Here is a 13,269-nt window from a genome sequence, read left to right on the forward strand (position 1 = left end):
TACGTTATGGAAAAGATTAAGATGCTGGGGGCTTTGGTGGGCGACATCGTTGGCTCTACGTATGAATGGTATAACACGAAGAAAACGGACTTCGTGATGTTTGAGAGGGGGTGCCGTTTTACGGATGACTCGGTGATGACGTTGGCGGTGGCAAAATGGCTGCTGGAGGATGCGACGCATAGTATTCACCATTTGGTTTGTTGCATGCAGGAGCTTGGCAGGCGTCATCCTTATGCGGGGTATGGCGGACGATTCATGGGGTGGCTCTGCGAGGAGAATCCTCAGCCGTATAATAGTTGGGGCAACGGGGCTGGCATGAGGGTGAGCCCTGTGGGACTGTATGCCAGGACGCTTGACGAGGCATTGGCTCTAGGGGCTTTGACGGCGTCTGTGAGTCATAATCATCCTGAAGGAGTAAAAGGGGCGCAGGCGATAGCGGCGTGTGTGTTCCTGTGTAGGCAAGGATGGTCGAAGGAGGAGATGAGGGAGTATGTGGAGAGGACGTTTGGCTACGACCTGCATCGCACGATAGCGGAGATTCGTCCGCGATACGGGTTTGACGTGTCGTGTCAGGGAAGTGTGCCTGAGTCGATAATTGCTTTCTTGGAAGGGAACTCGTTTGAAGAGGTTATACGCCTGGCTATCTCGCTTGGTGGCGACTCTGACACGATAGGTGCGATGGCTGGGGCTATTGCTGCTTGTAGGTATGCTATTCCTGAGGAGATAGCAGAGCGGTGTGATGCTCTGCTGACGGATGATCTGAGGGACATCAAGAACAGCTTTCTGGAAATGATTGACGAACGGCGGTGAGGACTGCTGACGAACGAAAAAATGAAAAGAGCGCTATCTGTGGTGGGGTAGCGCTCTTTTCTGCAAATATGATATTAATATAGGGCTTACTTCGTCTCGGGGGCCTCGCCGATGAGCTCCATAAACTCGTCGAGCTTTGGCGTGATGATGATCTGGGTGCGACGGTTGCGCTGCTTGCCCAGCTCGGTGTCGTTGCTCTGCAAGGGGTTGTACTCGCCACGACCGCCTGCGGTGAGGCGCTTGGGATCAACACCATACTTGGTCTGGAGAGCCTGTACTACCGACGATGCACGCAGACAAGAGAGGTCCCAGTTGTTGCGGATGTTTTCGCGCGCAATGGGCACGTTGTCCGTGTTACCCTCGATCAGCACGTCGTAGTCTTTATAGTCGGTGATGATCTTGGCAATCTTAGACAGGGTCTCGGCGGCACGGTCGTTGATTTCGTAAGAGCCGCTCTTGTATAACATGTTGTCTGCCAGCGAGATATATACCACGCCTTTCAGCACTTGTACGTCAACCTCTTTCAGTTCCTCTTTCGAGAGCGAGCGGGTGAGGTTGTTGCTGAGCACCATGTTCAGCGAGTCGCTCTTTGACTTCACCTCTACCAGGTGGCGGATATACTGGTTCGACTCGTTGATCTGGTCTACGAGTTTATCGATAGACACATTGTTTTGCGAGGCGTTTGAGAGGCTCTTGTCGAGCGATGCCTGCAGTTTGGCGTAGGCAGCCTTTTGTTCGTCCAGTGCTTTCTGCTGGTTTTTGATCTGTTCCTCGAGCGAGGTGATGCGTGCATTCTTGCCAGCCAGGTCCTCGCGTGTGTTCTGCAGGTTGGCCGTCAGTGCCTTGTTGTCGTCGCGACATTCGGTCAGTTCTTTTTTGCTGGCACAGCTGCTCAGCAGTATGGCAGCCACGGCTGCAACCATCATCATGTTCTTCTTCATAATCGTTCAGTTTTTATTGATTAAACATAAAAAATCGGGTGCAAATATACTTATACGACTATTAAAACCACCAAAAGTCAATTGGAATTAGCGATTTTTAACCTCGCAGCGCCTGTTTTTTGAAAAGTTGACCTTTTTAGAGAAGTGAGAAGTGAGAGGTGAGAAGTGAGAGGTGGTGCGCCTTGCGGCGCAAAGACACTACTTTTTTACGGGCTTTTGCTCGTTTGTAGCTTTCTTCTTCACCTCCGAGGCCTCGTATTTAATTTTCTTGAAGCCTTTGATGATGTTCTGAACGTTGGTCTTGTCTGCATCATACTCGATGGTGACAGTCTTGACATTGAGGTCTGTAACGATATTTTTGATACCTTTCTCGAAACGAAGGTTGCCCTTGATTTTCTTTTCGCAACTTTCGCAATGCATCTCAGGATTGGTGGTGAACACAACGGTCTTGATGTCTTTTGCCAGAGCAACCATAGCGGTCATCATCATGGCACTTAATACGAATACTTTTTTCATTGCTCTTATTTTATGGGATTGTTATAGTCTTCCTATATTCACGCGGATGCCTGCATAGAACATGGCACCATGAACGGGTCCCCACACCATCGTGGGGTCGAAGGTGCTACTCCACGGGTCGGCAGCATTGACGATGGGCTGTTTCTGGCGGAAGCCTGTGAGGTTCTCGCCACCAACATAGACCGAGAAATGACGGAACCAGCGGGTGATCTGTGCAGACACTTGCTCGTAACCATGAAAGTGCTCGTCCCAAAGACCACTGACAGGTGTTGGCATGCGTCCGCCACCGTTCAGTTGCAGCGTGGCATCAAACTGCCAGATGCCGAGGGGCGTCTTGTAACTGGCTGTGACGAGACCCTTATAGCGACTGGTCAACGGTTTCTCCATCAGTTTGCCGCCATAGGTGGACTTCACGTCGTTCCAACGCCATGCGGCTGTCAGTTCCATGCCTTTGACAATGGGATATGAAGCATCGATTTGGAAGGTATTGGAATAGGACTTTCCATTGAGGTTGGCGATGCGAATCTCTGTGGGGTTGCTGTCGTAGTCGATGACGGCCTGCTCGTTGAAATGCGTATGATAGAACTCGGCATTCAACTTAAGCGTATGGCTGAACAAGGGGATATAGAACGAGCTGCTAACGCCTGAGTTCCAAGCCTGTTCCTGTTTCAGGTCGTCGATGACCAGCTGGCGTCCGCTTGCCAACAGATAGTTATTCTCTGCCAGCGCCCAGACGGTACGGTAGCCTTTTCCTACTGACAGTCGGAGGTTGACAATTTCGTTGGGTGTCAGTTTCAGGTGGAAACGGGGTGTCACAAACGTGCCGTAGCGGCTGCTATGGTCGGCGCGAATGCCAGCCATCGCAACAAGCTTGTCATTGAGGTTGTAGGTGTACTGTGCATAGACGCCTGGCGTGGTTTCCTTTTCGTTGCTCGTCAGGTAGTCGTGGTTCAGCGAAAGACCTGCCGACAGGTTGTGCTGTTTCGTAAAGTTCGTTTCGAAGAGCAGTTGTGCGTAGGCATTCTTTTGGTTCACGTCGTAGTGCTTGAGACCATAGTTGGCATCCAACTGGTGCATCGAGAGGTTGGTCATCAGGGCTATGTTCGTGCCGTGCTCAGGGTCGAGGACGAAGGCATGCTTCATGTAGCCCTCGTAGCGATTGGTCTCTATACCTATATTATAAGGATGTGAAAGGTGTGAGGTGTGTCCCGTCTGTCCTCCTTCACGCTTCTCCTTGATCATGCTTATGCCGCCATGAAAGATATATTGGCTATTCCTATAATGCCAGCGGTTCTGCAGGTTCCATTGGCGCACGTTGGCTTGGTCGAGGAAACCGTCGTTGTTCTCGTCGTGGTTTCCGTAGTCATCCTGATAGTGTACCAACAACTCCGTGCTCAGTTGGCTATTCAGGTGTATATTGGCATCGGCATTGGCATCCATGCGGCTCTTCGTGTTTCCGTAGAGGTTCAGCGTAATGCCTTGTTCATCATCAGGCTTCAGATATTCCACGTCAATCTGTCCGGTGATGCTTTCATAACCGTTCTTGACTGACGAGGCACCCTTCGACACCTGGATGCCACTCATCCAGGGACCGGGAACGTAGTCGAGGGCATAGGGGGCAGCCGCTCCACGAAAGTTGGGCAGGTTCTCTGTGAGCATCTGCACATAGGTGCCACTCAGTCCCAAGAGCTTGATTTGTTTGGCGCCAGTAGCGGCGTCGCTGTAGTTCACATCGACTGATGGGTTGGTGGTAAAACTCTCGCCGAGGTTGCAGCAGGCAGCCTTGAACAGCTCTTCGCGGCCTATCATCACAGCGTTAGCGGGTCCTGCCATCCGCCTTGTTCCTGCACGGCGCGAGGTGATGGTGACGTTGCCCAAGTTCTGTGTCTTCATCGTGTCAACCTGCAACGAATCATTATTCTGTCCATAGACGGACATGCAAAGCATCATAATGATGCTAGTCAGTAAAAATTTCATTCTTTCAGATATTGATTTTAATATGATACAATTACTCGTCAGGATACTGCCAGTAAAAGGCAATCTCCTAAAAAAAACGTTGAATCATATTAAGAATCAAATCAGCAGGACTTGGATGAAGTTCAGGTAATCGCTGGGCGGAATCTTCCACTCCACATAGATAGACCGAACGTTCGCCTTGCAAGTGTTAGGCAGAATCCATTCTGTTGCAAGGCTTGGCAGAATAGCCAGTAGAGGCTGTAGGACATGAAAGTCGTAAGTGATGGACTGCGCTGTGAGCGTTGGTGACAGATTTACATGTTCCACCGTCAGGCAGCCCTCATCAGGCGCACACCCTTTATCGTTTACCTTCATACCACATGGAACCACCTTTGCCATTCCCGTACAACTGCATTGTACGATGTCAACACCTGCCCCAATGAACAATATCGTTACGGAGAGGAGTAAAGGCAGCAATATGTGGCTAAATCTCTTCATTTGCGGTTGCAAAGTTATTAATAATTTCCGGTTTATGTCTTTCTTTACCTTAAAATTTAATGGTGTTTAACTCTATGTGGAAACTTGAACAGTATTACCCTATGTCCTGATTTGTAAGCCTGCCTACCATAATTTTGGTATGACAATTCCCATATAAATTGCATATATCATCCGCGAACTCCCCTCCCATGTAGGGGAGGGGCAGGGGTGGGGTCTGTATCTCTATTTGCAGTTAGAACAATGCTGACCCCACCTCCGACCCCTCCCCTACATGGGAGGGGAGGGCTTACGGAGTCCTTGGATTTTTAACCGCATAGTACGTTTTGGGTATGTTTTATAAATTGCATATATCATCCGCTGAACTCCCCTCCCTTCAAGGGGAGGGGCAGGGGTGGGGTCTGTATCTCCATTTGCAGTTAGAACAATACTGACCCCACCCCCGCCCCCTCCCCTACATGGGAGGGGAGCGCTTACGGGGTCCTTGGATTTTTCAACCGTATAGTACGAAAGATTCCTTTTTTGGGTATGTTCTATAAATTGCATATAGCATCCGTAACTCCCCTCCCTTCCCGCTCGAGCTCTGCTCGCTTGCTACCGAAGGGACGCAAGAAGGGGAGGGGCAGGGGTGGGGTCTGTATCTCCATTTGCAGTTAGAACAATGCTGACCCCACCCCCGACCCCTCCCCTACATGGGAGGGGAGTGGCTTCGGAGTCCTTGGATATTCAACCGTATAGTACGTTTTGGGTATGTTCTATAACTTTGCATGTAGCATCCGCGAACTCCCCTCCCCTACATGGGAGGGGAGTGGCTGCGGAGTCCTTGGATTTTTAACCGTAAAGTACGAAAAAAGTTTTTATGGTTTGTAATATTTGCCTCTGATGTTGCGTATATAAGGATAGAGAAACGAAACAATAGTAACAACAATTTTAAAACAAGAAAGTTATGGATTGGATCATGATTCCGCTGAACTGCCTGATCGTGTTCGGCACTATTTACAAAGTGGTGGAACTGTTTGTACGCAAGCGCGAACGACTGACGCTCATCAGTAAACTGACGGAGATATCAAACGTCGATTTCAAGGGTATCAAACTCTACAACAGCGGCAATAAGTTTACAGCTCTGCGCTTTGCATGGCTTCTGATGGGAGTGGGCTTGGGCTTCTTTGTAGGCTTCTTTCTCAACTTTGTGTCGGCTAGTGGAAACCTCGAAACCCTCACCGAGTGGCAATTCATGAATAAAATAGGTGGCATCATCTATGTGTCCAGCATCTCTTTCTTTGGTGGCTTAGGCTTGCTTATATCATATTATACAGAACGCAAGGCTGAACAGACTGAGGATAAGAAGAACGACGACAATCAAATCTGATGCAGCAGGCAGACGAACAGCAACTGATAGCCCGTATCCTCGACGGACACGCCGAGGATTACGGCTATTTCCTGACGCGCTACGGGCAGGAGGTGTTCCGGCTCGTGGCCCGACTGGTTCCCCAGCAGCAGGATGCCGAGGAACTGGTGCAGGATGCCTTCGTTCGTGCCTTCAACCGTCTGGACACCTATACCGGCGAGGCGCAGTTTCAGACGTGGCTATGCCGCATTGCCTACAACCTCACGGTGAGCTGGCTGCGCAAGCAGAAGATGAAATACATCAGCATAGACGAGCGCCCGGACATCAGCGATGCGGATATCGACCGACTGCTGGACGATAATTCGCGCGTAGAGCAGCTCCGCGATGCCTGCGCCCAACTGACGCCCGACGAGCAAACCCTCGTCAACCTATATTATTACGACGAAAAGCCCATACGCGACATCGCCTATATCCTGGGACTCGAACAGGGCAATATCGCTACACGGCTTTTCCGCATCCGCAAGAAACTATATCTAATCATCAAAAAAACAGAGAAGCTATGACAGACCGTGCACTACACGAGGCATTGCGCCAACAGGCAGAGCAGCACCCCATGGAGCTGCCATCGAACTTTGCCTATACTACCATGCGCAGAATCGCGAAAGAGCAGCAGGCGCGCCAGCGGCATGAAAAAGTGGTGGCCACGGTGACCATCGGTGCCTGCAGTCTGTTGGGCATCGGGGTCATGGGTTATTGCTATGGTGAGGCATTGCTGAAGGGGCTGTACGCCATGCTGCATCACACCGAGGGCTTCGGCGTGGTACCCGGTTTAGCCTTCTGCTGCCTGTTTTTGGCTACGCTCAATTATTTCCTGCGTCGCCACTTTTCAAGATACTGAAAAAAAAGCCTCTCCCCAGCCCTCTCCGAGGGAACAGCCTCTCCCCAGCCCTCTCCGAGGGAGAGGGAGCTTTTTTTTGCGCCTCGTGGAATAACAAAAACCGAAGAAAACCCCTTTCTGAGCCAGAAGCCTCTGTCGAGTCTTCCACCAACAGCGTTGCCCCATTCTGGGGGCTGTCTGGCTCAAAAAGGAAAAACCTCGGACCTACGGTCCTAAAAAACAATTTTTCTTCTGGATTAACCAGATAGTCTCGATGAGACAATAAAGCACAGAAGAGGCCTTAACAATGCGTCAAGGTCTCCTGCAGTAGTCGTACCAGCTTCTCGGGTCCGGCGATGATGCTGATCTTGCGATTCTCAGCCAGGGGCACGATGATGCCGCCGGCCTCGCTGACGATGAGCTGTCCGGCACACACGTCCCAGAGGTTGAGGTTGTACTCCCAGTAGGCATCTATGGTTCCCATCGCCGTGCAACAGAGGTCGTAGGCCGCACTGCCCATTCTGCGGAAGCCACGCACCTGCGGAATGACGATGCTAGCCTCGCGGATATTGTTGACGGGATGAGTAGCCTTGTCGTAAGGAAAGCCCGAGGCCACCACACATTCCTTCAGCGCCGTCTTGGCAGACACGTGCAGGCTGTTGATGCGCTCGCTGCCGGCCTTTCCCAGCCAGGCGCCCTGGCCCTTGATGGCCGTATAGAGCTCGTCAAGATAGGGGGCATAGACCACGCCCACCATGCACTCACCACGGTAGGTGATGCCAATGCTGACGCAGAACACGGGCAGGCCCTGCGAATAGCTGTTGGTGCCGTCGAGCGGATCTACCACCCAGGCCCATTCGCTCTCGGCGTGCAGGTGCTGCCCCGTCTCCTCGCCGATGACAGAGTGTGTGGGGTAGAGGCGCGAAATCTCTGCCAGCAGATAGTCCTCGCAGGCCTTGTCCACCTTCGTGACGACATCATAGACATTGCTCTTCGTGTCAATACCTATATTGTTTGACCGAAAGGCAGCCAGCTGCAGTTTGCCGCAATGCAGCGCCATCTGTACGGCAGCATCCTTCATCTCCGTGAGCATTTCTTCTAATTGTTCTTTCATAAACACATCATTCTTATTACCGGGCAAAGATACAATGAAAAACGCGAAAAACAAAATTTTAGCCTGCGCTTTTCTCTCTCTCGCATTAAGTCGCGCATGAAAAAAAAGTTTGGGAAAACGATGGTAGATAGAATTATATTATGTATCTTTGCACCAAATCTAATAATAAACGCGTACTGGGAAGTACATGTTTGCTAACCGCGATAAGAATACAAAGTCAATTAATCTATTAACGAATTAACTTAATATGACATCACTCAAAGGAAAGATTAACCGCGACTTGCCGCTACGTCTCAGTTTGAGAATAGCTGTGGGCATTTCGGTGCTGCTGGCCGTCACGCTATTTATCATGCTGCGCTTCACACGCCAGACGATGAAAGAAGATGCGCTGAAAAGGGCCGAAAACACACTGGAACGTGCCAATACGAACATCGACAATACCTTGCTGAGCGTGGAGGAAACCATCGGCAACGTGTACTTCAATATGAAGTTCGACGACCCCGAGAAAATGTATGGCTTTGCCCACCGCATTGTGGAGAGCAACCCGTATATCAGCGGTTGCGCCATAGCCTTCAGGCCTGGCTATTTCAAGGGGCACAACGAGTTTGTGGCCTATGCCTTTCGGGTGGACAGCACACAGCAGGACGGTGAGAATGCTCTGATAGTACACGCCGACACGTTTGGCACGAAACCCTATACCCGACAGATATGGTACACGCGCACCATGACCATGAACAAGGCTATCTGGCTGAACCCGCTCGAGGGCATGGAGACAGACATCGAGCCGCTCACGGCCGTCAGCGCACCAATCAGAGATGCCAAAGGTGAGCCCTATGGCGTGATATGCACGTTTGTATCTACGGGGCTGCTTTCCAACCTGATAGTGGCTGCCAAGCCATCGCCACAGTCGTACTGTGCATTGCTGGACCGACATGGGTCGTTCGTCGTTGACCCCACGGGCGGCCATCTGCAGAAGATCAAGGCCAAGAACCTGCCTGGCGAGTCGCTGCAAGAGGCTGTGAAAAGGGTGATGTCTGGCGACAAAGGCAGCATGCCGTTCGAGGTGAACGGCCACAAGTTTATCTTGTTCTACAAGCCTTTCACGCTGGCAAAGGTGCCATACCGCTCTATGGACGACCTGGAATGGAGCCTCGGGGTGGCCTTTGCCGAGGCCGAGATTTTTGGCGGCTATAATGCGCTGCTCTACTATGTGCTGATTATTGCCATCGTGGGCATCGTGCTGATGTGTCTGCACACGCACCTCATCATACGCCACCGACTGAAACCGCTGAAGTCGCTGACTCAGCTCACCGAGCGAATAGCTCAGGGGCACTATGATGAGCCTTTCCCCAAGCGACACACGAACAACGACGAGATAGGCATGCTGCAACGCCACTTCCAGAAAATGCAACGCTCGGTATCGACCAACATCAACGAGCTGCACGAACTGACCGACACCATCCAGAAGCGCAGCAAGGAACTGCACATTGCCTACAAACAGGCTAAGAAGGGCGACAGGGTGAAGACGGCCTTTCTGCACAACATGACGGACCAGATGCTGAACCCCGCCTTCGCCATACAAAACGATGTGGCGGCGCTGAACCACTTCGACCGCGAGTCAAGTGCTATGAGCGTAGGCCAGCTGGTGGACGATATACAGCAAAACGGCACCACCATCACGCTGATACTGAACAACCTGATTAATCTCTCGGAGAAAGAGATAGAACAGGAGAAAGAGGCCGAGATTGACAATGAGATAAGGATAGGTCAAGAGATAGACCGGGAAATAGAACAGAGACAAAAGAAAGGAGGTGAGTTATGAGGCGCATTCGTTTGTCGTTCTCGACCAAGGTCAGCTTGTGGGTACTGCTCATTTCTGTACCTCTGTTTCTGGCATCGGTAGGCGTGCTGTTCTGGCAGTCGCACAAAATGATACGCAACGAGGCCGTGCATAGGGCCAGCGACGTGTTGGTGGGGGCCATGCACCGCATCAATCGCTATCTGATCACGGCACAAACGGCCACCAACTCGAATGCGTGGCTGGTGGAACAGTCGCTCAGGGCCGACTCGCTGCTGTCGTTCACCAATCGCATCACCACCACCAACCCTTATACAGACGGATGTGCCATCAGTACCGAACCGGGGGCTATTCCGGGCCATCCCGATGGATTCATGGCTGTGTCGTTCAACGACAAAGGCACTATCAAGACTTTAATTGAGACAGACCATGTGTATTTCCAGGAGCGCTGGTATGCCGTGCCTCGCGCGCAGCAGAAGTCGGTGTGGGTGGTGTCGAACGAAAAAAAGAGCGAGCTGGACATGGACGACGAGGTGATGATTGCTTCCTATCCGCGTCCGCTCTACAACGAGCACAGACAGTTTGTGGGCATCATCTCTACATGGCTCTCGCTGAACCACATCTCGCATTTGTTGGCCGAGGTGCGACCGTATCCGCATTCTTACTATATGATGCTCGACGAAGAGGGGCGCTTTGTGGGCCATCCTGACTCTACACGTCTGTCGGGCAAGACCATCTTCAGCGTGGCCGATCCGCAACGCGAGTCGGACTTGATAGCGCTGGGCTATGAGATGACCAGGGGCAAGAAGGGCAACATGTCGGTGGTGATCAACAACACCAAGTCGCTGGTGTGCTACATGCCCGTAGAGGGAACACCGTGGAGCCTGGCCATCGTTTGTCCTGACAGCGACATCATGAAGGGCTTCAACCGGCTGACCTACGTCGTCGTGGCGCTGCTCATCATTGGTCTGATATTGATATTTGTGTATTGCCACAAAGACATCACCTTCATGCTGCAACCACTGCAGCCCCTGTTGGAGAAGGCGCAGGCCGTGACCAACGGCAAACTGGATGTGGACATCACGCATACCGGTCGCACGGACATCATCGGTGTGCTGCAAAACAGCTTTGCCACGATGCTTGAGTCGCTGAACTACTACATCAACAGTGTGCGCAATGCCACGGAGCAGACGCAGCGCTACAATCGTGGACTGGAACACACCACCAAGTTGGCCATGGAAGCCGAGCAGCAGAAGATTGTGTTCATTCAGAACGTGTCGCACCAGATCAGAACACCCCTGAACATCATTATGGGATTCTCGCAGGTGCTTAACATTCCTACAGACGATGCGTCGCTGGGCGATGCCATGGAATCGGACGAAATCAAAAGCATAGCGGCCACAATCACTCACAACAGTCATCTGCTGGTGCGCATGGTGATGATGCTGTTCGACAGCTCGGATGTGGGCAAGGTGAAAACCAGCAAAATCAATAAGCGCGAGCCGGTGGGCTGCAATGATGTGTGCCGTAGGGCCATCAAATTCGTCACAAGGCAGAACCCCGATGTGCCTGTGGGATTCGAGAGCGAGGTGGCCGACGACTTCTTGTTGCACACGAACGGGCGCTACCTGGAGTACACCATCGAGGAACTTCTGAACAATGCGGTGCGCTATTCCGACCGGCAACATGTGGCGCTGCAGGTGAAATGCCACGACCAGACGGTGAGCTTCATCGTGACCGACACGGGTAAGGGTATTCCGGAAGCGGAAAGGGAGAAAATATTCAGGTTCTTTAGCAAGGTCGACGACTTTACCGAGGGCTTGGGTTTGGGGCTGCCGCTGTCTAAGCGTCATGCCGAATCGCTGGGCGGAAACCTGACGCTGGATGCCAGCTATCACGACGGTTGCCGCTTCGTATTGGAGCTTCCTATCTCATAAGTTCGCTGTGAGGAAAAGTAAGCATTATTTGTCTGTTTGTATTGACTTCTTGATCATAATTGTTGCGCAAATGGAGAATAATGCTTACTTTTGCATCCTCTTTTAGCGAATGCAAACGTAATGATATGATAGAAATAGGATTGAAACATACCAGCGAACTGACCCAGATTGATGGTCGCAAAATCATGTTCAGGGTGTCTGCCTATTGTGGCGATACGCTCCTTGGCGAAGGCACCCACCTGCGCTTTGTGGTAGATAGAGAGAAGTTTTTGTCTAAACTGTAATAGCGCATGGACCATCAGCAAACGTCATTTCCCAACGCGTGCGGACACAAGTATGCACTCTTTTTTGATATCGATGGTACGCTGGTCAGTTTCAAGACCCATACCATCCCTGCCTCTACGATAGCGGCTCTGACTCAGGCCAAAGCCAATGGCCACAAGATTTTCATTGCTACCGGCAGGCCTCCGCTGATTATCACCAATCTTGGTGCTATCCAGCAGCTCATCGATGGCTTTGTCACCATCAATGGTGCTTTATGCTTTGTAGATAACCAGGTGGTCAGCTGCAAAGCGATCCCCCAGGAGGACGTCCTGACCTTGGTAAACGATGCGCAGCAGAAGGACTACGGATTGATTGTGGTAGGCGAAAAGGATGTGGCCGTGCTCGACCCCCATGGTGAGGTGGATAGAGTTTTTCGTGGGGAGATAGCTGTAGAGAACCTTCACCTCTCGAAGCCACTAGACGTGGTACTGCAGCAGCGCATCCTTCAACTCACACCTTTCTTCTCACAGGACTACGAGCGCGAGATCCTGCTGCGTATGCCTGGCTGCACCTCAGGGCGATGGCACCCTGCCTTCACCGATATTACGGCCAAGGGCGCCGATAAGGGCGAGGGCATCAGGACCCTGTCTGCGCGTTTGGGCATTGACATGAACTACACCATGGCTTTTGGCGACGGCGGCAATGATACCTCGATGGTCAAGGCAGCAGGCATAGGTGTGGCTATGGGCAATGCGTTGGAATCATTAAAAGCGGTGGCCGACTACACCACCACCTCCGTGGATGAGGATGGCATCCAACAGGCCTTGCGACACTTCCAGTTGATATAAGTAGCATTGCTTTTTTTCTGAAATAAAAAAGAGCGAATCTGAAGTGCCCCCGAAAAGTTGGACGTTAAATTAATCGTTAATTATTAATCTCTCTATAGTAGTGAGCTCGGTATTGTACCGGGCTCATTCCTTTTAACCTCAATTTTATTCTTTTATTGTTATACCAGAGAATATATTTCTTCAGTTGCTGCTCAAAATCCTCTACGGAGTCAAACTGATTAATGTATAGCAGTTCATTCTTCATCAGACCGAAGAAGTTCTCCATCATTGCATTATCCAAGCAATTTCCTTTTCTGGACATGCTTTGCACGATACCATGTTTTTTGAGCAGTTCTTGATACATCAGGTGTTGGTAGTGCCACCCC

At 51.3% G+C, this 13,269-nt stretch carries 14 protein-coding genes; 8 read left to right on the top strand and 6 right to left on the bottom strand.

The features are described from left to right. Positions 1–6: 6 nt before the first annotated feature. Positions 7–810, top strand: a complete 804-nt coding sequence (locus T433_RS15190; protein ID WP_248616514.1) for an ADP-ribosylglycohydrolase family protein — start codon at positions 7–9, stop codon at positions 808–810. Positions 811–896: 86 nt separating this feature from the next. On the opposite strand, the gene T433_RS0110595 is transcribed toward T433_RS15190, so the two are convergent. The 4 genes from T433_RS0110595 to T433_RS0110610 all read right to left on the bottom strand — a co-directional run bounded on the left by T433_RS0110595 (position 897) and on the right by T433_RS0110610 (position 4,721). Further along, a complete protein-coding gene (locus T433_RS0110595) occupies positions 897–1,751 on the bottom strand; it encodes an OmpA/MotB family protein (protein ID WP_027455781.1) in 855 nt (284 codons plus the stop codon). A 198-nt stretch (positions 1,752–1,949) separates the two neighbouring features. Further along, positions 1,950–2,267, bottom strand: coding sequence for a heavy-metal-associated domain-containing protein (locus tag T433_RS0110600; protein WP_027455782.1), 318 nt, complete (start codon positions 2,265–2,267; stop codon positions 1,950–1,952). Positions 2,268–2,288: 21 nt separating this feature from the next. Continuing rightward, positions 2,289–4,244 (bottom strand): TonB-dependent receptor plug domain-containing protein, encoded by a 1,956-nt coding sequence (locus T433_RS0110605; RefSeq protein ID WP_027455783.1) that lies wholly within the window; start codon positions 4,242–4,244, stop codon positions 2,289–2,291. 96 nt (positions 4,245–4,340) lie between these two features. Continuing rightward, the gene (locus tag T433_RS0110610; protein ID WP_027455784.1) at positions 4,341–4,721 is read right to left on the bottom strand and encodes a hypothetical protein; all 381 of its coding nucleotides are present in this window, start codon (positions 4,719–4,721) and stop codon (positions 4,341–4,343) included. Between the two features lie 943 nt (positions 4,722–5,664). Between T433_RS0110610 and T433_RS0110620 the strand changes: the two genes are divergently transcribed. Genes T433_RS0110620 through T433_RS0110630 form a run of 3 tightly spaced genes read left to right on the top strand, consistent with a single transcriptional unit; the run spans position 5,665 to position 6,964 of the window. Continuing rightward, positions 5,665–6,087, top strand: a complete 423-nt coding sequence (locus T433_RS0110620; RefSeq protein ID WP_027455785.1) for a DUF6249 domain-containing protein — start codon at positions 5,665–5,667, stop codon at positions 6,085–6,087. Continuing rightward, positions 6,087–6,629: an RNA polymerase sigma factor gene (locus T433_RS0110625; RefSeq protein WP_044109711.1), complete on the top strand. Its 543-nt coding sequence runs from the start codon at positions 6,087–6,089 to the stop codon at positions 6,627–6,629. Before T433_RS0110620 ends, T433_RS0110625 begins: the two co-directional genes overlap by 1 nt. After that, positions 6,626–6,964 (top strand): hypothetical protein, encoded by a 339-nt coding sequence (locus tag T433_RS0110630; protein ID WP_027455787.1) that lies wholly within the window; start codon positions 6,626–6,628, stop codon positions 6,962–6,964. Before T433_RS0110625 ends, T433_RS0110630 begins: the two co-directional genes overlap by 4 nt. A 280-nt stretch (positions 6,965–7,244) precedes the next feature. Here T433_RS0110630 and T433_RS0110635 read toward each other — a convergent pair whose 3' ends face one another. After that, positions 7,245–8,057, bottom strand: coding sequence for an inositol monophosphatase family protein (locus T433_RS0110635; RefSeq protein ID WP_316928896.1), 813 nt, complete (start codon positions 8,055–8,057; stop codon positions 7,245–7,247). A 247-nt stretch (positions 8,058–8,304) separates the two neighbouring features. Here T433_RS0110635 and T433_RS0110640 point away from each other — a divergent pair, with 247 nt between their 5' ends. From T433_RS0110640 to T433_RS0110655, 4 genes are all read left to right on the top strand, one after another. Then, positions 8,305–9,879 (top strand): HAMP domain-containing protein, encoded by a 1,575-nt coding sequence (locus tag T433_RS0110640; RefSeq protein WP_027455788.1) that lies wholly within the window; start codon positions 8,305–8,307, stop codon positions 9,877–9,879. After that, complete coding sequence (locus T433_RS0110645) at positions 9,876–11,792, top strand: ATP-binding protein (protein ID WP_081778460.1); 1,917 nt, start codon at positions 9,876–9,878, stop codon at positions 11,790–11,792. Before T433_RS0110640 ends, T433_RS0110645 begins: the two co-directional genes overlap by 4 nt. A 125-nt stretch (positions 11,793–11,917) precedes the next feature. Next, positions 11,918–12,076, top strand: coding sequence for a thioesterase family protein (locus tag T433_RS16535; RefSeq protein ID WP_155808480.1), 159 nt, complete (start codon positions 11,918–11,920; stop codon positions 12,074–12,076). 6 nt (positions 12,077–12,082) lie between these two features. Then, entirely contained in the window at positions 12,083–12,904 is an 822-nt protein-coding gene (locus T433_RS0110655; RefSeq protein ID WP_044109714.1) for a Cof-type HAD-IIB family hydrolase, read from the top strand. A gap of 76 nt (positions 12,905–12,980) precedes the next feature. Here the strand turns inward: T433_RS0110655 and T433_RS0110660 are convergent. Continuing rightward, positions 12,981–13,269: IS3 family transposase (locus tag T433_RS0110660; RefSeq protein ID WP_027455791.1), on the bottom strand; the 289-nt coding region annotated here is incomplete at its 5' end.

The organism is Xylanibacter brevis ATCC 19188, from assembly GCF_000621725.1.
Taxonomy (GTDB): domain Bacteria; phylum Bacteroidota; class Bacteroidia; order Bacteroidales; family Bacteroidaceae; genus Prevotella; species Prevotella brevis.

What these genes read in the sequence shown, in the direction of transcription:
- T433_RS0110635 (WP_316928896.1), bottom strand. Translation starts at nt 8,057, where the DNA reads ATGAAAGAACAATTAGAAGAAATGCTCACGGAGATGAAGGATGCTGCC.
- T433_RS0110645 (WP_081778460.1), top strand. Translation starts at nt 9,876, where the DNA reads ATGAGGCGCATTCGTTTGTCGTTCTCGACCAAGGTCAGCTTGTGGGTA.
- T433_RS0110595 (WP_027455781.1), bottom strand. Translation starts at nt 1,751, where the DNA reads ATGAAGAAGAACATGATGATGGTTGCAGCCGTGGCTGCCATACTGCTG.
- T433_RS0110610 (WP_027455784.1), bottom strand. Translation starts at nt 4,721, where the DNA reads ATGAAGAGATTTAGCCACATATTGCTGCCTTTACTCCTCTCCGTAACG.
- T433_RS15190 (WP_248616514.1), top strand. Translation starts at nt 7, where the DNA reads ATGGAAAAGATTAAGATGCTGGGGGCTTTGGTGGGCGACATCGTTGGC.
- T433_RS0110625 (WP_044109711.1), top strand. Translation starts at nt 6,087, where the DNA reads ATGCAGCAGGCAGACGAACAGCAACTGATAGCCCGTATCCTCGACGGA.
- T433_RS0110600 (WP_027455782.1), bottom strand. Translation starts at nt 2,267, where the DNA reads ATGAAAAAAGTATTCGTATTAAGTGCCATGATGATGACCGCTATGGTT.
- T433_RS0110630 (WP_027455787.1), top strand. Translation starts at nt 6,626, where the DNA reads ATGACAGACCGTGCACTACACGAGGCATTGCGCCAACAGGCAGAGCAG.
- T433_RS0110620 (WP_027455785.1), top strand. Translation starts at nt 5,665, where the DNA reads ATGGATTGGATCATGATTCCGCTGAACTGCCTGATCGTGTTCGGCACT.
- T433_RS0110655 (WP_044109714.1), top strand. Translation starts at nt 12,083, where the DNA reads ATGGACCATCAGCAAACGTCATTTCCCAACGCGTGCGGACACAAGTAT.
- T433_RS0110640 (WP_027455788.1), top strand. Translation starts at nt 8,305, where the DNA reads ATGACATCACTCAAAGGAAAGATTAACCGCGACTTGCCGCTACGTCTC.
- T433_RS0110605 (WP_027455783.1), bottom strand. Translation starts at nt 4,244, where the DNA reads ATGAAATTTTTACTGACTAGCATCATTATGATGCTTTGCATGTCCGTC.
- T433_RS16535 (WP_155808480.1), top strand. Translation starts at nt 11,918, where the DNA reads ATGATAGAAATAGGATTGAAACATACCAGCGAACTGACCCAGATTGAT.